Source organism: Kyrpidia sp. (assembly GCF_023512215.1).
In the GTDB taxonomy this organism is placed as follows: Bacteria; Bacillota; Bacilli; order Kyrpidiales; family Kyrpidiaceae; genus Kyrpidia; species Kyrpidia spormannii.
Window position 1 is genome coordinate 111,862 of the sequence record NZ_JAILZZ010000002.1, and the last position, 17,613, is coordinate 129,474.

Annotated in this window: 16 protein-coding genes and 3 tRNA genes; 15 read left to right on the forward strand and 4 right to left on the reverse strand. The window is 58.2% G+C overall.

Annotation, left to right across the window (positions count from 1 at the left end; translation table 11 throughout):
• Positions 1-9 precede the first annotated feature (9 nt).
• Together K6T64_RS02055 and K6T64_RS02060 are read right to left on the reverse strand one after the other, a co-directional pair.
• Positions 10-855 carry a zinc metalloprotease HtpX gene (locus K6T64_RS02055; protein WP_100668288.1) on the reverse strand — a complete coding sequence of 282 codons (846 nt, stop codon included), beginning with the start codon at positions 853-855 and terminating at the stop codon, positions 10-12.
• A gap of 10 nt (positions 856-865) precedes the next feature.
• Positions 866-1,324, reverse strand: a complete 459-nt coding sequence (locus tag K6T64_RS02060) for a MerR family transcriptional regulator (RefSeq protein ID WP_170086075.1) — start codon at positions 1,322-1,324, stop codon at positions 866-868.
• A gap of 199 nt (positions 1,325-1,523) precedes the next feature.
• Between K6T64_RS02060 and K6T64_RS02065 the strand changes: the two genes are divergently transcribed.
• The 6 genes from K6T64_RS02065 to ppk2 all read left to right on the forward strand — a co-directional run bounded on the left by K6T64_RS02065 (position 1,524) and on the right by ppk2 (position 5,834).
• Positions 1,524-3,026: an FAD-dependent thymidylate synthase gene (locus tag K6T64_RS02065; protein WP_288008347.1), complete on the forward strand. Its 1,503-nt coding sequence runs from the start codon at positions 1,524-1,526 to the stop codon at positions 3,024-3,026.
• A gap of 28 nt (positions 3,027-3,054) precedes the next feature.
• Complete coding sequence (locus K6T64_RS02070) at positions 3,055-3,819, forward strand: enoyl-CoA hydratase/isomerase family protein (RefSeq protein ID WP_157935501.1); 765 nt, start codon at positions 3,055-3,057, stop codon at positions 3,817-3,819.
• Positions 3,820-4,077: 258 nt separating this feature from the next.
• Positions 4,078-4,464: an adenosylmethionine decarboxylase gene (gene speD / locus K6T64_RS02075; RefSeq protein WP_100668284.1), complete on the forward strand. Its 387-nt coding sequence runs from the start codon at positions 4,078-4,080 to the stop codon at positions 4,462-4,464.
• A 244-nt stretch (positions 4,465-4,708) separates the two neighbouring features.
• A tRNA-Ala gene (locus K6T64_RS02080) sits at positions 4,709-4,783 on the forward strand.
• 7 nt (positions 4,784-4,790) lie between these two features.
• A tRNA-Val gene (locus K6T64_RS02085) sits at positions 4,791-4,865 on the forward strand.
• A 75-nt stretch (positions 4,866-4,940) separates the two neighbouring features.
• On the forward strand, positions 4,941-5,834 hold the full coding sequence (gene ppk2, locus K6T64_RS02090; protein WP_288008348.1) for a polyphosphate kinase 2: 894 nt from the start codon (positions 4,941-4,943) through the stop codon (positions 5,832-5,834).
• An 86-nt stretch (positions 5,835-5,920) separates the two neighbouring features.
• Here ppk2 and K6T64_RS02095 read toward each other — a convergent pair whose 3' ends face one another.
• Positions 5,921-6,994 carry a C40 family peptidase gene (locus K6T64_RS02095; RefSeq protein ID WP_288008350.1) on the reverse strand — a complete coding sequence of 358 codons (1,074 nt, stop codon included), beginning with the start codon at positions 6,992-6,994 and terminating at the stop codon, positions 5,921-5,923.
• A 492-nt stretch (positions 6,995-7,486) separates the two neighbouring features.
• Between K6T64_RS02095 and K6T64_RS02100 the strand changes: the two genes are divergently transcribed.
• The 6 genes from K6T64_RS02100 to K6T64_RS02125 all read left to right on the forward strand — a co-directional run bounded on the left by K6T64_RS02100 (position 7,487) and on the right by K6T64_RS02125 (position 13,276).
• Entirely contained in the window at positions 7,487-8,332 is an 846-nt protein-coding gene (locus K6T64_RS02100) for an AAA family ATPase (protein ID WP_232059710.1), read from the forward strand.
• A 174-nt stretch (positions 8,333-8,506) separates the two neighbouring features.
• Positions 8,507-9,175, forward strand: coding sequence for a VWA domain-containing protein (locus K6T64_RS02105; protein WP_288008352.1), 669 nt, complete (start codon positions 8,507-8,509; stop codon positions 9,173-9,175).
• A 76-nt stretch (positions 9,176-9,251) separates the two neighbouring features.
• On the forward strand, positions 9,252-10,064 hold the full coding sequence (locus K6T64_RS02110; RefSeq protein WP_288008354.1) for an FAD binding domain-containing protein: 813 nt from the start codon (positions 9,252-9,254) through the stop codon (positions 10,062-10,064).
• Positions 10,061-10,552 (forward strand): (2Fe-2S)-binding protein, encoded by a 492-nt coding sequence (locus tag K6T64_RS02115; protein ID WP_100668278.1) that lies wholly within the window; start codon positions 10,061-10,063, stop codon positions 10,550-10,552. Before K6T64_RS02110 ends, K6T64_RS02115 begins: the two co-directional genes overlap by 4 nt.
• The gene (locus tag K6T64_RS02120; RefSeq protein WP_288008355.1) at positions 10,553-12,892 is read left to right on the forward strand and encodes a xanthine dehydrogenase family protein molybdopterin-binding subunit; all 2,340 of its coding nucleotides are present in this window, start codon (positions 10,553-10,555) and stop codon (positions 12,890-12,892) included.
• Between the two features lie 296 nt (positions 12,893-13,188).
• Positions 13,189-13,276, forward strand: a tRNA-Leu gene (locus K6T64_RS02125).
• 216 nt (positions 13,277-13,492) lie between these two features.
• Here K6T64_RS02125 and K6T64_RS02130 read toward each other — a convergent pair.
• A complete protein-coding gene (locus K6T64_RS02130; RefSeq protein ID WP_170086066.1) occupies positions 13,493-13,984 on the reverse strand; it encodes a PaaI family thioesterase in 492 nt (163 codons plus the stop codon).
• 205 nt (positions 13,985-14,189) lie between these two features.
• On the opposite strand from K6T64_RS02130, the gene K6T64_RS02135 reads away from it, so the two are divergent.
• The 3 genes from K6T64_RS02135 to thrS all read left to right on the forward strand — a co-directional run bounded on the left by K6T64_RS02135 (position 14,190) and on the right by thrS (position 17,476).
• Positions 14,190-14,579, forward strand: coding sequence for a VOC family protein (locus tag K6T64_RS02135; protein ID WP_288008356.1), 390 nt, complete (start codon positions 14,190-14,192; stop codon positions 14,577-14,579).
• Positions 14,580-14,677: 98 nt separating this feature from the next.
• The gene (locus K6T64_RS02140; RefSeq protein ID WP_170086064.1) at positions 14,678-14,920 is read left to right on the forward strand and encodes a hypothetical protein; all 243 of its coding nucleotides are present in this window, start codon (positions 14,678-14,680) and stop codon (positions 14,918-14,920) included.
• A 630-nt stretch (positions 14,921-15,550) separates the two neighbouring features.
• Complete coding sequence (gene thrS / locus K6T64_RS02145) at positions 15,551-17,476, forward strand: threonine--tRNA ligase (protein WP_288008357.1); 1,926 nt, start codon at positions 15,551-15,553, stop codon at positions 17,474-17,476.
• Positions 17,477-17,613 lie beyond the last annotated feature (137 nt).

Sequence of the window (17,613 nt, forward strand, 5' to 3'; positions counted from 1 at the left end):
GGAAACGCCTCAGATGTGCAACGCTCGCAGGCGTCGCACCCTCTCCTCGATGGGGGGATGGGTGCTGAACAGGCCGGCGATGGTCGAGCCCTTCAAGGGGTTGACGATGTACATGTGAGCGGTGGATGGGTTGACGAAAGACGGAATCTGTTGAGCGGCGGCCTCTAATTTCAAAAGGGCCGAAGCCAAGCCGTCAGGTGTTCCGGCGATCCTCGCCCCGGTGGCATCTGCCTTGAACTCCCGGGCCCTCGAGATCGCCAGTTGAATCAACGTGGCCGCGATGGGAGCCAGGATCGCCATAAACAGCCCGCCGAGGAGCCCTGGTCCCTCCTCGTCGTCCTGCCGGCCAAAACCGCCAAACATCGCCCCCCACTGAATGGCGTTGGCGATCCAGGTGATGGCACCAGCCAACATGGCCGCCATACTGCTGATGAGAATGTCGCGGTTGCGCACATGGGCCAGTTCGTGAGCCAGGACGCCCTCCAGTTCGTGGGGTGTCAGGAGTCTCAGGATCCCTTCGGTGACAGCCACAGCGGCGTGTTGCGGGTTGCGGCCGGTGGCAAAGGCGTTGGGCTGGGGCGACGGGGTGATGTACACCCGAGGCATCGGCAACCCGGCCCGATCCGCCAGCCGTCGAATCATGGCGTGGAGCTGGGGGGCTTCCGATTCGGGCAGCTCTCGCGCCCCGGACATGTGCAGGGCGATGGAATCACTGAAGAAGTAGCCCACAAAATTCATGGCCACAGCCAGGATCAAGAACATCAGCGCCCCGGACGGTCCCCCCACCCATCGACCCAACAGGACCAGCAGGACCGTCAATACACCCATCAAAAACCATGTTTTCAGCGAATTCATCCGCGGCACCTCACAGGTTTAGCCATTGAGAATCGTAGATAAACAGCAAAAGCGCCTGAGCCAGGGACAGCCCTTGTGCCAATGCGCGTTGAACTGTCGTTCGCTGAAGCGAATCGGACAATCGAGTGGCGCATTGGCGAAGTTCGGGACGGAGATCGGACAGTTCGGTTTCGAGCTGTTTCATCAACTCCTGCAACTTTTCCATTCGGTGTACCGTGTCGGAGGGAGGGGTTTGACGGTCCATGGCATCGAGCCGGTCGCGAATCTCCTCCAGGGTATACTTCCGCTTTTTCAACTCCTGGATGTATAAGAGGCGCTTGAGCGCGTCTTCCCCGTATAGCCGGTAATTGCCCTCGGTTCGCTCCTCGGGAGTCACTAACCCCATGCGGGTATAAAAATCTACCGTCCGCCGGCTGACCCTCGCTGCTTTCGCCAACTCTCCAATGCGATAGAGGCCGTCCGATTGCATCGACTCCCTCCTTTCGAAGGTTGATTTTTGATAAGTGACCTTCCAATCTTATTGTACGAAAAGATAACCATACAGTCAAACGTAATGCAGACCGTTTCGCCCCGGGGGTCCCAAGCGAAAGGGGGACTGGCCCCCGCATTTCTGTTAGAATAAAGTCGCGCCGGTGTGGGCGAATATCACGAGAGAGGGTCGAACCTGAATGAATTCCCTCCTTACATATGTATCGAATCTGGATCGCCGGGTATTCACCATTGACAATTTGCCGGAGGAAGTCATCGCGGTCGTTTTTGCTTATGTCAGCCGCAGTCCGAAGGGGTTTCGGGAGAATTTGGCCAAGCTCCTGGAGGAAGGGCAGTTACAGGGGGTGCGGGCTGTCTCCGGGGATGCCGGGGCGGAACGAGCGCAGAAAATTGCTGGAGATTTTCACGAGCGCTGGGTCATCGGGTATGGGCATTCCAGTGTCGCCGAACATGCTGTCGTCCATGTTGGTATTGAGGGGATCAGTCGGTTGGCCTCGGCGGAATTGGAGTTGGGGTCGCGATTTAATAGCTTTACTGAGTATAGCCAGCGGTATCAGCGCCCTCGCCGGGGGGCGGTCTACTTCCCTCCCGAATTACAACGCGATCCCGAGGCCCTGAACCTGTACAAAGGCCTGCAGGACCGAGCATTTGACGTTTACGAAGCGTTGTACGAAGGCTTGGTGGGGGAGTTTGCCCGACGGGTTCCCCGCCGGGACGGTGAGTCGGAACGGTCCCATCGGATTCGAGTTGAGAAGGCCGCTTTTGAGGACGCCAGGTACGCGCTCACCCTGGCCACTTTGACAAATTTGGGTCTCACCGGAAACGGGCGGGCACTTCGGGATGCCATTGTTCACCTTTTGTCCGGTCCCTACGCGGAATGCCGGGATTTGGCGGTAGAACTCGCGCAGGAGGTGGCGGGTCGATTACCGACGCTGTTGCGGCACATTTCACCCAGTGACTACCTTCGCGGTTTGGCGCGGACGTGGGCAGTCGGGACGCATGGGCAGGACAGCGGTGGCGCGAGGAGTGGCCCCGAAGTCGAGTGGTTATCGCTGCCGGACTATCGGGAATCGCTGGTGGCCCTCGTTACGGGGTTGTGGCTGGCGCATGGGGGATACGATTTTGAAGAAGCTCGCCGCCGGGCCGAAGGGATGGACTCGGAAGATTTGGAGGACATGATTCGGTTGTCATGGGAAAAGTTAACGGTTCATGACCATCCTCACGGGGCGTTTAAAACAGTGGTGTACCGGATTCTTCTCCGGGTTTCCGAAGCGAATTGGCACCAACTGCTCCGACACAATCGCGGGGCGGATTTTACCTACGGGGTTCCGGGAGGTGCGGGCGGGTGGGTTATCCCCCCTCGGGTGGAAGAAGCGGGTTTGGCGGGATTGTTGACCGATTTTCTGGCCTATAGTGACGAGGTGCGGGAGAAGATCCGGGGCCTCTGTCCCGAAGCCGTTCCTTACTGCGTCACGAATGCCCATCGGCGGGAAGTGGTCATGACCGTTAATTTGTGGGAACTGTACCATTTGATTAACCTGCGTACCTCCCCGGAGGCGCAATGGGACATTCGGCAAGCTTTCGAGATGATCGATCGAGAATTGCGGGATCGTCACCCGGCGTTGATCGGGGGTGCCCGTCGCCGGAGTGGGGTAGAGGCGGGACCCGGGGTCGGGCGATGAGCGGGCAGAGCTTGAAAGGATGAGGTGGATGGAAGGGATTCGATTAGAACGCAGGGGGCCAGCGGCGATCATTACTGTGGATCGGCCCGAGGTGCGCAATGCCATTGATGAGTCGACGGCAGAAGCGTTGGCCGAGGCGATCAGGGAGTGCCGACAGGATCCGGCGGTGCGGGGAATCGTCATTACCGGTGCGGGGGATCGGGCGTTTATTTCGGGTGGGGACGTCAAGCAGTATTTGGGGAAGGGTGGAGGACGGGCGGCGATCTACGCCGTCATGTCCAGAATGCGCTACGTGTTGGAGCAGATCTATTTTTGCCCGAAACCGGTGGTGGCGGCGGCCCGGGGGGCGGTACGGGGCGGCGGCGCCGAGGTGCTTGCAGCCTGCCACTGGCGGCTTGGGACACCGGACGTGTCAGTGGGCTTTGTTCAGGTGACTCTAGGGATTGTGCCGGGGTGGGGGGGAGGCTCGATTTTGGTGCGGCGACTGGGGGAAGCCCGGGCGTTGCCGGTGTTGTTGGACGGGGAAGTCTACAACGGAGAGGAGGCCGTGGAGCGCGGACTGCTGGATGAGCTTGTGCCCGGGGATGAACTGCTGGGAAGGGCGGTGCGCCAGATTGAGCGGTGGGCTCGGTGGGATGCCGAAGCTGTGGCGGGCATCCTTTCCATCGTGCGCTCCTCGGGGAGTCTTGCACAAGCGATGGACTTCGAATCGAAAACGTGTTCATCGCTGTGGGGTCGAGAGGCGCATTTAGAGGCGATGCGCCCGTTTTTGTCGAAACGGGGCAAAAAATGAGGAATAGGACAGGATTTCAAGTTGCAAAGCCGGGAGGAAAGCCTTATACTATCTTGCGTATACTTGCCGAAGAGGTGAGGAATTCATAGGAACCAGCATCCACTTAAAGGGTTAGGACCTCATGCCGGGGCGAGTTTTCGTGTTGGATTCGCCCGGTTCGCGCGTGTCTGCGTGATGGACTAACTTTCCCCCGTGGTGGATGGCGTAGGTCCCGCATGCCTGAGAGGGCATGAGATCAGCTTTAAAGGGGGATTCAACATGGACACGATGGGTCGTCATGTGATTGCTGAGCTGTGGGGCTGCGATCGGGAGAAGTTGAACGACCTGATGGGAATTGAACGGATCATGGTAAGGGCGGCTCTAGAGGCCGGGGCAGAGATTCGAGAAGTGGCTTTTCACAAGTTTGCGCCGCAGGGCGTCAGCGGCGTGGTGATTATCTCCGAATCGCACCTGACGATTCACAGTTTCCCCGAACACGGGTATGCGAGTATCGATGTATATACGTGCGGGAATCGCATTGACCCCAACGTGGCCTGCGACTACATCACGCGGGCGCTAGGCGCCGAAACGCGGGAGTCGCTGGAGGTACCACGCGGCTTGGGACCGGTGCGCGTGGCGGAACAACGCGTAGAAGCGGTGGGTTGAAAGCTGAGGGTTTTTGGCGTTTTGACCTGGGTGAGGCGGCCCGACTGGACGAGGTCACCTGGTGGTCGGCGGGCGTCAATTGGGAAGCGACGAAGGAAAGTTCCGGGCGGTCGAATCGCACCGCCCGTTTCCGTTCAAAACCCCTTGCAAGGATCTGTAGGATGACGTATAATAGCAACTGTCCGCCGCGAAGGCGAAAAGGCGGCAAGTGAGAAAGGCAGCCGTCCATCGGGCGGAGAGATGTGGGACCGTAGCTCAATGGGAGAGCACTGCGCTGGCAGCGCAGGGGTTGAGGGTTCGAATCCCTTCGGTTCCACCATTTTGTTGGGCGGTTAGCTCAGCGGGAGAGCACCTGCCTTACAAGCAGGGGGTCGGCGGTTCGATCCCGTCACCGCCCACCAGAAGTAGAAGACGGAAGGGCATGGACGGTCGGAGAGGCGATCGTCCTTTTGTTTTCGCGAACGGGGGACAGGTGGATGTCGAAAAAGCATCGGCACGATGACGCGCGCAAGGACAAACCGTCTAAGTGGGACGCCGGGGAGTCCAAAGGTGCAGAAATTGGCGGTCTCCCGCCCACTGTATCCGAGTGCCACAACAATGAGGGGCATGTTGACGAGAACCCTGACAATCACAAACGAATGTATCCGCTCTACGTCGAGCTGGTCAAATGGCAGCGACATTTGATTCAGGCGGATGAACGGGTGGTCATCTTGATCGAGGGCCGGGATGCCGCGGGGAAAGACGGCATGGTCAAAACTTTCGTGAAGCACCTCAGTCCCCGGGAAACCCGGGTGGTGGCCCTCGGCAAACCGTCAGACCGCGAGCAGACCTGTTGGTATTTTCAACGCTACGTGCCCCATCTACCCGCCTCCCACGAAATGGTCATTTTTAATCGCAGTTGGTATAACCGGGCGGGGGTGGAGCGGGTGATGGGTTTTTGTACTGAGGAGCAATATGAAGAATTCATGCAGACTGTGCCGCTTTTCGAACAGATGTTGGTGCGTTCGGGCATCAAGTTGTTCAAATATTATCTCGATATCTCGAAAAGTGAGCAGAAAAAGCGGCTCAAGGATCGCAGAGAGAACCCCTTAAAACAGTGGAAAGTGAGCCCTGTCGACGAAAAAAGTCAAGCCCTGTGGGACTCCTATAGCCGGGCCCGCAATGCCATGTTTTCCCGCACTCACCACGCCCTCGCTCCGTGGATTGTCGTCCGGGCAGACGACAAACGAGCCGCCCGGGAGAACTTGATCAGGGATTTTTTGTCCCGTGTTTCCTATGAAGGGAAAAACGAAGCATTGGCGCGCCCCGATCCCCATGTGGTGTTTCTGTACCACGAGGCTTATCTCGCTAACGAAATGATCGCCCCTTGAATGGAAAAGGATGCCCGAACGGCCGAGAGTCGTCCGGGCATCCTTTTGTAGAGTTGAGCTTCTGTTCTTTCCGCTCATTATGCGTCTTAGCGCACCCGCCCGAATCCGTACAGGTGGTTGCGCCAATATCCCGACGTGATCGAGCGAATTCCCACTCCCGCATTGTCCGCGCTCAGCATTCGGCCGTTGCCGAGGTAAATCCCGACGTGGGTGATGGTGTCAGACGTGTCGTAGGTCTGGGTGAAAAACACCAAATCCCCGGGCTGGGCCTGGCCCTCTCCGATGTGTTGGGTGGCGTTGTACTGCCCTTGGGCCGTTCTCGGCAAACCGATGCCCGATTGCCCATACACCCACTGAACGAGTCCGGAGCAATCAAAACTGGTCTGGGGGCTTGCTCCTCCAAAGACGTAAGGGTTCCCTATGTATGCCATCGCGGCTTGCGGGATCGACGTCAATCCCCGGGCGGAAAGGCTCGGCGCTGCTGCTCCCCCGTTCCACGAAGCCTGACCCGGACCCACCATGGCATAGACTGTCCTGGGAGCCGATTGCTGGGAGAGTTGCCGTTGTACTTGTCCGAGTTGATTCTCGCGACTGTGTTTCTCAGCCACAAGTTTTCGCAAGGTGTCCGACAAGTTCAAGAGGGCCAACTGTTGTTGTTGCTTTTGGCTCTCGAGGTCTCTTTTCAAAGCTTGAACTTCATCCCGCTTCTTTCTGGTCTCGTCGAAAATCTGCCGATTCTGCATGGCGATCCTCGAGAGTGCGTACATCCGGTCGACAAAATCGCTGAAACTTGTGGATGAGAGAAGCACCTCCAGGTAGCTGACCGTGCCGTCCTCGTACATGGCCCGTAGCCTCTTGTTCAGCAAATCTTGCTGAACCTGGAGCTGCTTCTCTGCGGCGGTCAATTCCTGCGCTGTACCCGCAATCCGGGCATCCAAATTCACCAACTGGTCTTGTAAGCTCGCAATCTGTCTTTGTGTGTCGTTCGCTTGGCCTTGCAGTTGCTGGATCTGTATCTGCAAGGTATGGGACTGATTGGTTAAGTCCCGAAGTCCGGCGGGTGGTTGGTAAGGGGTAATCCACTCCGCTTTGGCCGCAGGCAGTGCGACGCCGGTGAATAAACACCCTGCGACGATTGCCGTAAGCATACGTCGGCGCAACGCGTCTCCTCCTCTCGGCATAACTGAATCAACCGGTTCGCTCCGGCGCAATTCGCAAAAACCGGTGGTACTAATTCGACGCGGATCGTCATAATTCCTGCCGATTTGTCGAATGACACAGATTTTTGCTATTTGGTTTCCCTTACTCCCTCTGTCATACGCACGCCCCTTTGCACATATCGTGAAAAGGCGGGAGGGGCGTCCATGAACACGGTGAGCCTTTGCATGATCTCCCGAGTACCTCGAGATCTGGGAACGATTTTGCACAGCGATGTGATGGTGACCCATCGGCCGGTGGGCGGCCATTCCGCGCGAAATCTTCGGATTTATGAACGGAGATGGCAGGGCTTCTCGGTTTCTAATTCATAGCGACTGGCAGGAATCGAACGTTTCAGTGTCGAATGGATTTCATGGATCGGAAAAAATAACTTTAGACGTGCAATTAGGGCTGACGGCGAAAGGATCAGAAGCGATTAGACGGGAGTGACTGTATTGCCGACCAAGCGACCGTCGACGGAAGACTGGATGGAGATGTTGGAGCAAGGTGGATACATCGCGGATATGAGCTTGGCCGGGATGGTTAAACTGGCGGTTGAGTTACGGCGGCCCCTGTTATTGGAAGGGCCGGCCGGCGTCGGGAAAACATCGCTAGCTGACGCGGTTGCCCTCGCCCTGCATAAACCCCTTGTTCGCTTGCAGTGTTTTGAAGGTTTGGATGCGAGCCAAGCGCTTTACGATTGGAACTATCATAAACAGATGGTCGATATCGCCCGGGGGGACGCCCGGGAGGTTTTCGGTGAGGAATACTTGTTGGAACGGCCGTTGATGCGGGCTTTGCGAACGCCCGGGGGTTGTGTGCTCCTGATCGATGAGGTGGATCGCGCGGATGAAGGGTTCGAGGCCCTTTTATTGGAATTTCTCGCCGATTATCGGATTACGGTACCGGAATGGGGCACGGTGGCCGCCCGGGAGCCCCCTGTGGTTTTTCTCACGTCCAATCGGACCCGGGCCCTCAGCGATGCGCTTCGCCGGCGCTCTCTTTATGTTTACTTGAGTTGGCCGGACACGCACAGGGAGTCAGCGGTGGTGCGAAGGCGCGTCCCCGGACTGACGGAGGAAGCGGTTTCACACATCGTCCGGGCGGTCCAGATACTGAGGGGTTGGGATTTATTGAAACCGCCGGGCGTAGCGGAGACGCTGGACTGGGCCCGGGCCTACGAGCTGGGAGGCCAGTGGAGTGAAGATTGGATCCGGGAGACGCTGGGCTGCGTGATCAAGGAAATTCTCGACATGGATGTTGTCACATCGAGAATTCCGGAGCTTTTAGATGGGACTTGACTGAGCCGGCAGAAAAGGGTCCTCAATAAAACAGGCGGGCAGTCTAGCCCTGCTCGGGGAAAACCCGGGAGGTCGCCCGAGGGGGGTCTCAATGAAGGAGGCCGGACGGCTGGTGTCGGACCGGGCCAGGGGGTTCCGGACACGCGCGGCAACCCTCCGGGGTGGATTCGACGAATGGGGCGTCGTTTCTCTCTGACTCCCGATGTGCCCAGCAGGAAGAGGAAGCAGACCAGGCCGGGCCACGGGGTGGATCTTCAGGGCACAGCCCGCCTCTGGGCCCGGCGAGGGGGGGCTATTCCGAAGTTTGCTCCCAGGGTTTTCCCCAGGCAGCCCGGCCGCCTCGCCGTGCTTTGGGATGTGTCCGGTTCCATGGAAGAGTATGTTGAACTTTATCTACCCTGGCTTTATCAGCTGGTGCACCGTTTGCCCCGGGTAGGCGTGTTTCCTTTTGCCGCAGAATTGGTCGACGCCACCGAGGTGCTACGAGGTCCTTATGCGGTCGCCAGGGTACGTCTGGGCCAGTTCAGCCGGGTGTTCTCCGGGGGCACCCGTATTGGAGAAGCGGTTCGCGAATGGCTGGATCGATTCGGCGCCCAGTGGCTCGGAGGCGGGCGTTTGACATTGTTGATCATCAGTGACGGATGGGATGCCGGCGATCCCGAGGCACTCGTCCTTGCGCTCCGGACATTGTATTCCCGGGGTGTGGTGATCGTCTGGATGAACCCGCTTATGGCCACCCCGGGTTTTTCCCCCCACACCCGGGCGCTGCGGGCGGCCAAGCCCTTTGTGCGCCTCATGATATCCGGCCATTCTCCGAATGCCCTGTTAACCTTATCGACATAAGGTCATTCTCGGCCGTTGCGGGTGGCAAGACCGGGCGGCCAGTTGATTACACCACATATGGATGGAGGGGTCGAGATTGAAACCGGCGGCTTTTGACTATTACAGTCCGACCAGTTTGGACGAGGCCCTGCAACTGCTTCGGGACATCCCTGGGAGCAAAGTGATCGCCGGAGGGCAGAGCTTGATCCCGCTGATGAACTTTCGCCTGAGCCGCCCATCGGCTTTGGTTGATTTAAACGCCGTGGATGGCTTGGATCGGATTCAGGTGGTGGGTGGTGCACTTCGCCTGGGCGCACTGGTGAGACACGAGGAGTTGCATCGAAATCTGGAGGTGCGTTCTCACCTCCCCGTCCTCGCTGAAGCCGCGGGGCATATTGGCCACTGGGCCATTCGCACCCGGGGTACGTTGGGGGGCTCGTTGGCCCACGCGGATCCAGCCGCCGAGCTGCCGGCCGCACTTACGGCACTTGGGGGGGTTATCGAGCTATCCGGCCCGGAGGGGCAACGCAAAATTCCGTCCGAGGAATTTTTCCTGGGCTACCTCATGACCGACCTGAGGGATGACGAGATTCTCACGGCGGTGGAGATTCCAATGCAGCGGGATGCTTCCTGGGGTTTTTGTGAATTTGCCAGAAGGCCGGGGGATTTTGCCCTGGCGGGAGCTTTTGTCGAAGTGCGGGGGGACGCCACCGGAAGCGTGACCTGGTTTGGTATTGCAGGGCGACCGGAACGGCGTGCGGTGACCTTCTCCGGGGATGAGGCGGAGAGGCGTCGGATGTGGGCTGAGACCCTGGAGATGGTGGATGTGGAGGAGGAGTATCGTCGGCGCCTGGCCAGTGAAGCGGCAGAAGCGGCGTATCGGCAAGCCATGGGGAGGGGACGGCAATGATCGAGAACAGCGGGGGAAAGACGGTACCCATTACTTTAAAAGTCAATGGGCAATCCTACAGTATCGATGTGGAGCCGCGGTGGCTGTTGTCCGACGTCCTTCGGCACCGCCTCGGGATGACGGGCACCCACGTTGGGTGTGAACAGGGGGTTTGCGGCGCCTGTACCGTCTTGGTGGATGGGAAGCCCGAGCGCAGCTGTCTCATGTTTGCAGTCCAGGCTGCTGGTCGGGAGATCACCACCGTGGAAGGATTGACCCCTGCCGATGGGTTGAGTCCGGTCCAAGAAGCTTTTCAAAACCATCATGCCCTTCAGTGCGGATTCTGCACGCCGGGAATGGTGGTCACTGTGGAAGCTTTGCTGCGGGACAATCCCCATCCTAGCGAAGAGCAGATCCGGGAAGCCCTGTCTGGGAATTTGTGCCGGTGCACAGGTTATCAATTCATCGTCGATGCAGTCCTGGATGTGGCGCAAAAGGGGGTGCGTTAAGTGGCCGGTGAGGTACTGAAACCGAGGTTTACCGGAGCCCGGGTGACCCGGCTGGAGGACGCTCGGCTTCTTCGGGGCCAGGGGTCTTATCTGGACGATATCGACGTCCCTGGAATGTTGGAGGTGGCTTTCGTCCGATCGACCCGGGCGGCGGCTCGGATCGTATCGGTGGACACCACCGAGGCCCGGAAAATTCCCGGCGTTCACGCCATTTTTACGGCAGAGGATTTGGGCCTGTCCCTCAAATTCAATCCATACGACGTGGTTCAGCCGGTTCTGGCTAAAGATGAGGTTCGTTTCGTCGGTGAGCCCATTGTGGCGGTGGTGGCGGACAACCGGTATATTGCCGAAGATGCGGCCGAGCTGGTGAAGGTAGAATACGAAAATTTAGAGCCCGTTCTCGATATGCGCCGGGCGTTGGAGGATGGTCCACGTCGGGTCCACAGCCATCGGCCCAATCTGTTTGACCACCGGGAGATTATCAGCGACGGATTCTCCGAAGCGTTTTCCTCCGCACCTCGGCGGCTTCAGTTAACGTTTCGGGTTCACCGGCAAACCGGCGTGACTTTGGAGACCCGTGGCTGTGCGGCGGCAGTCGACCCGTTGGGCGGACGGCTCACCGTTTACGTCGGTCATCAGTCCCCCCACAGCGTTCGCTCTCTTCTCGCCCGGGTTTTGGGCATACCGGACAACCGGATCCGCGTAGTGGTGCCCGAAGTGGGCGGCGGATTTGGCATCAAAGCCATGTTTTATCCGGAGTATGCCGCGGTGGCCCAGATGGCCAGGCGGCTTGGGAAGCCAGTCAAATGGGTGAGCGACCGGACCGAGGCTTTGTTTACGGACGCCCATGCCCGGGACAGTCTTCACGAGGTGGAAGTGGCTTTTGAAGAAGACGGGCGGATCGTGGCTATCAAAGATCATGTGATTGGCGACACGGGAGCCTACCCATTCCCCGGGTTTCCAGGAGCTGTCGGGGAGTCGAACTGGGCGACGGAGATGATCACAGGACCGTACAAGATCCCCCATGTGTCTATTTTCATCGACAATGTCTTCTCGAATAAAGCGCCCCTCGGGCCGTATCGGGGGGTGGGAGGGCCCATCGGCGCCCAAGTCCAGGAAGGGATTGTGGATGCTGTGGCCCGGGCGCTCGGCAAAGATCCTGTAGAGGTTCGCCGCGTGAACATGATCGGACCCGAGGATTTTCCCTATCATACTCCGACGGGAAATGTCTACGACCCGGGGTCTTACCAGGAGTCTTTGGCACGAGCGGTTCAAATGCTGGAATACGATGAGTTGCGCAAAAAGCAGGCGGAGTGGCGCCAGGAGGGTCGATACGTGGGGGTGGGGTTCTGCGTGTTTGTCGAACCCTCGGCGATGGCGGAGTCCGAGGCCGGATCGACGCCTTATGAGGCAGCGACCATCCGTGTCGAGCCCTCCGGTACCGTCACGGCGGCTTTTGGGCTCGGGCCGACCGGACAGGGCCACGAAACCACCATGGCCCAGTTAATTGCCGATCGGCTGGGGGTTGATGTCAAAGATGTGGTGGTGCTTCACGGCGACACGGACAGTGCTCCTTTTGGCGGGGGAACTGGGGGAAGCCGCTCGGGAACCATCGGGGGCGGCGCGGCGCTTCGGGCCGGGGACGAGATGCGCAAGAAGATCGTGAAGCTCGCCGCTCACATACTGGAAGCTGCGGAGGAGGACATTGTCCTAGAGGGCGGTCAGGCGTATGTGGCCGGGGTCCCGGCCAGGGCAATTTCGATTCGTCAAATCGCCCGAGTTGCGTACACCGACGTCGCCCGGCTGCCGAAAGACATGCAGCCTGGCCTGGAGGTGACCATCCGCTATCGGCCCCCTCTACCGGCGACTTACTCCAACGGCACCCACGCCGCCGTCGTGGAGGTGGATGTCCGGACGGGTTTCGTGAAAGTTCTCGACTACGTGGTGGTGAACGATTGCGGGCGACTGATCAATCCCTTGATCGTGGAAGGACAAATTCACGGAGGGGTGGCCCAGGGGATCGGAAGCGCCTTTCTGGAAGAGCTCCGGTACGATGAGGACGGGCAGTTGGTGACAGGATCTCTCATGGATTATCTGTTGCCCGAAAGCGTCGATGTCCCCCGGGTGCGGGTTGAACATATTGAGACCCCGTCTTCCAGTGAGGGCGGGTTCAAAGGGATGGGCGAAGGGTCCCTGATCGCCGCCCCGGGGGCGTTGGCCAACGCCGTCTCCGACGCCCTCGCGCCCTTTGGCGTATTTGTCACCGAGTTGCCTATCCTGCCCGAGCAGATCACCGCATGGGTTGAGGCGGCAAAGCGGATTGCGGCGAAAGGGGCTTGACCTTTAGGAACGGGAGTGGGCCGCTGCTTGACGGTTCGCCCGACAGGCGGCGGTCCCAGCCCGGATCAGATGCGTCGTCGGTTGGATGAGAATCTATTGGGGTGAATAAGGGAACGTTAACCGCTGCATCCAGTGGGTCCAAAACCATATGTGCCCGCTCTCGTCGGATGCCTTGACACAGTTGCCCGTATGGCGATATGCTTAATTTTGCCCGGTCAAGGTCAAAATCCATGGCCTGCGTACAGGTATCGGGCCGAAGCCCTTCGGGTCTTAAAATGTAGTTTTGCAGCAGATGTGCCGGGATGGCGGAATCGGCAGACGCAACAGACTTAAAATCTGTTGGGGCATAGCCCCGTGCGGGTTCGAGCCCCGCTCCCGGCACCATTTTGAAGAATGCTGTGATGATGCGCCATGATCGATCATGGGTACAATTGGGAATGGATGCGTTTTCGCGTTTCTTTGTTGGGTGTCTGTTACTAGTTAAATGCAGTCGTCAACTCTTAACAGACGCTGGCCAGTCAACCCTAAAAGATGCTGCTTAGGGGAAGGGGCTTGGACCTGTTCAAGATCCTTCCCTTGTTTTTGCAAGTGTTTTCGAACCTATTGCTCACCTTGTTTCACGAAGGTGTCCGGCATCAACACGGCGATGACTTCGCCCTTGGCGCAGAGGGTATCGCCCGCATAGACTTCCGCGTCCACCTTCCACTTCGTAGGGCTGATTTCTTCAACCGTACCCACAGCTTTTAACTGAACCCCCTGAGGCGTCGGACGGATAAATTTTACTTTTAAGGAGCCGGTCACAAAACGTGGCGGTTCCGCTCCGTCACCGACCTCGTGTCCGTTCTTCCGGTGCAGCGCCAGGGAGGCGGATCCGGTTCCGTGGCAATCAATGAGGGAAGCAATGACTCCACCGTACACAAAACCCGGTATTGCAGTATGTTCCGGTTCCGGAGTAAAGTAGGTGACCGTCTGGTCCCCCTCCCATCCAGTGCGAAAATGATGCCCTTTCTCATTCAGTCTTCCGCAGCCGTAACACCACGAAAAGGTGTCTGGGTATTCGTCTTGGATCGCTTTGACAACGACTGGTTCCATGAATTTCACTCCTTGTCCGATTCAAAGATAAAATGGGTGGCATTCTTGAGACTAAGTCTATTTTACATGTTAGACGACTTGACCGATACCACCTGCGGCGTGTGCGGGTGAGTTCATAAAACAGGAGTTTTTGCCGGGGCGTCGAAAGATTAATGCAGATCCTTCGATGGACCAGTAAAAATTCACGTTCAGGGAGGTGTGCTGTGTGATCACAGGTGTCAATAATGTCGGGGTCGCGGTTCGGGACCTACAGCGTTCGTTGTCTTTTTATCGGGTTCTCGGCTTTGAAGTTGTGGGGGAGGATGAGACACCAGGGGCGACGATTCGTGCGGGCACGGCGGTGCTGTACCTATTTCAGACGTCCGGGCCAGCGGCGGTGGGTCACCGCCAGCCAGATTTGGTCGGTAATCCAACGGGGATCGACCACATTAGTTTTGACGTTCCCGATGTGGATCGCCTGTATGAAGCACTCCGGGGCCAGGTGGATTTTGAAGGGGTGCCCGAAGACCAGCCTTGGGGGTACAGAGCGGTCAGCCTCACCGACCCGGATGGGAATCGACTGTATTTTCTTTCTGCTATCCAAGGTGGTCAATAACTGGGCCATCGGTGATGAAATGAGTTTGACAGTCCTTGCATAAAAATGTCGCCCATTTCGAAGGCTACGAGGGAAAGCCGAAAGGGGGCGGCGAGGATATGTCGAATCGCAGTCGAGTGGAAGGACGACCGGGGGGTACCGAGTCTCAGGAAAACGAATGGGGCCCTGGCACTTGGCGTTTGTTGCAAGATGAAGCCGAAAGTCTTCGTGAAACCCACCGTCAGGTCATGGACAGCTATCGGAGCGGGACCATCGATCATTTGAACGGGCAGGGGGGCACATCGTCCGGAGAGCGGACGCCGGCGGAGGACGGTGACAGGTTCAGCGAAGAGAGCTCATAGACTGGAAATTCGTCCTTGACAAGAATTTAAGTGCAACTTATAATTCAACCAGATAGTGCTATGTCGTGTATGTGGGGTTCAACAACTCGTATTGAGAGACGTTTATTGGACGATGTGCGAGTCGCGGTTATGCTGTGGTCGATGAGACTACCCCAAAACCAGATGCGCAAGGCATCAAATCCCCGTCTCAAGACGGGGATTTGATGTGAATTGACATCCGGTGGCACGATGTTTATAATACGGCCCCAGAGGATTAACTTGTATCTCAGGTTCTGAATGGATCAGTGAGAAAAGGCGATGACCGAGGAGAGTACCGGCGGGATCGGGCCAGAGAGAGGAGCCGCCTCGATACGTGGGCGGGTGGAAGCTCCTTGCCGAGGAACGTTTGGGAAAACCCCCTCGTAGCCGCGCGCCCAACCCGTCCTGACGTGGGGGCGGCAAGTAAGCGCAGCCGTGGCCGGCGTTAATGGCGAAGGAGGACTTGTGAGGGGAACGTGGGCGACCAAGGCGACCCCTTACAAGTTAAAGTAGGGTGGAACCACGAACGAGCGTCTTCGTCCCTGCCAATTCGGCGGGATGAAGGCGCTTTTTTGATGTGTGGTGTTGACAACAAACAAGGAGGAAGTTCGGATGAGTGTACAGGTTACAGATCCTGTAAGGATCCGCTTGATGGACGGTTCGGTTCGGGAATTCCAGAAAGGGGCCACTCTGGCAGAAGTGGCCGGGAGTCTGTCCCGGTCCCTGGGCAAAAATGCCGTGGCGGCCAAGTGGAACGGGAAGCTGGTAGACCTTTCGACGCCTGTGCAAGAGGATGGGGAGGTGGAATTCGTCACCCTCGACGATCCCGAGGGCCTGGAGGTGTACCGGCACACCTGTGCCCACGTGATGGCCCAGGCTGTAAGCCGCTTGTTTCCAGGCACGAAGTTCGCCATTGGACCGGTGATCGAGGATGGATTCTACTATGATTTTGCCGATCATGAATTTACCCCCGAAGATCTCCCCAAGATCGAGCAGGAGATGGAGCGGGTGGTGAAGGAAGATCTGCCAATTCGCAGGGAAGTGCTCGGCCGGGAAGAGGCGTTGGCGATGTTCCGGGACCGGGACGACCGGTTCAAGGTGGAGATCATCCAGGACCTGCCCCCGGATGCGGTGATCACGGTGTACCATCAAGGGGAGTTCACCGATCTGTGCCGGGGACCGCATCTTCCCTCCACCGGCCGAATCAAAGCGTTTAAACTGTTGTCTTTGGCCGGTGCATACTGGCGAGGGGACAGCAACCGGGAGATGCTCACCCGCATCTACGCCACTGCTTTTCCCACCCAGCGACAACTTGACGAGTATCTGCGCCGAGTGGAGGAAGCCCGGAAGCGCGATCACCGCCGGGTGGGACGGGACTTGGAATTGTTCTTTTTCGCAGACGAGGCCCCGGGGATGCCTTTTCTTCTCCCCAAGGGCATGGTGATCCGCAATGAACTGGAGCGGTTTATGCGGGAGTTCCTGAATGAATACGATTATGAAGAGGTCAAGACGCCGATCTTGATGGACCGGGTGCTCTGGGAGCGTTCCGGCCACTGGGATCACTACAAAGAAAACATGTATTTCACCGAGGTGGATGAACGGGAATTTGCCTTAAAACCCATGAATTGTCCCGGTCACGCCCTCACCTTTAAACACCGGGTCCGGTCTTATCGGGATCTGCCCATCCGGATGGCGGAGTTCGGGTTGCTGCACCGCCATGAGTTGTCCGGCGCCCTGCACGGGCTACTTCGGGTCAGGGAGTTCACCCAGGACGACGCCCACTTGTTCGTGCGCCCGGATCAGATCCAAGACGAAGTGTTCGCCTGCATGGATTTGATCGATCGCGTGTATGCCACGTTTGGTTTTCCCTACCGGGTGGAGTTGTCGACCCGGCCCGAGAATTCTACCGGCTCTGATGAACTGTGGGAGGCGGCCACCGAGGGATTGCGCCAGGCCCTGGAGAGCCGAGGCCTAGAGTATCAAATCAATGAAGGAGATGGAGCCTTTTACGGGCCGAAGATCGATTTTCACGTGAAGGACAGCCTTGGGCGTTCCCACCAATGCGGCACCATCCAGTTGGATTTTCAAATGCCCGAGAAATTTGATCTCACCTACGTCGGCGAGGACAATGAACGCCACCGGCCGGTGATGATTCACCGGGCTGTACTGGGGTCGTTCGAGCGGTTTTTCGGACTTCTCATCGAGCATTACAACGGAGCTTTTCCCGTGTGGCTGGCACCGGTGCAAGTTCGGATCCTGACCATTGGCGCCGGACACCTGCCCTACGCCAAGGAGGTGCAGAGCCGGGCGAGGGCCATGGGTCTCCGAGTTGAAGTAGATGGGCGGGCTGAAAAAATCGGCTACAAAGTCCGGGAAGCCCAGGTGCAGAAAATCCCGTACATGCTGGTCATCGGGGATCAAGAGGCTCAAACGGGTGAAGTCTCGGTTCGCAAACGGGGACAGGGTGACCTCGGCCGGAGATCCGCCGAGGAGATCCTCGCCGCGATTGCCGAAGAAGCCCGGACCAGAACCCCTTGACCGGTGAGCCCGGCTATGGTAGGATGGTCCTCGTCAGAAGAATAGGGAACTCCAAGTAGAAGCTGTCCGCTTCTCACCCGTCGGCGTCGAAGCTGACTGCTGCCGGGTTTCAAAGATGCCAGTCACACCTGCGGGTG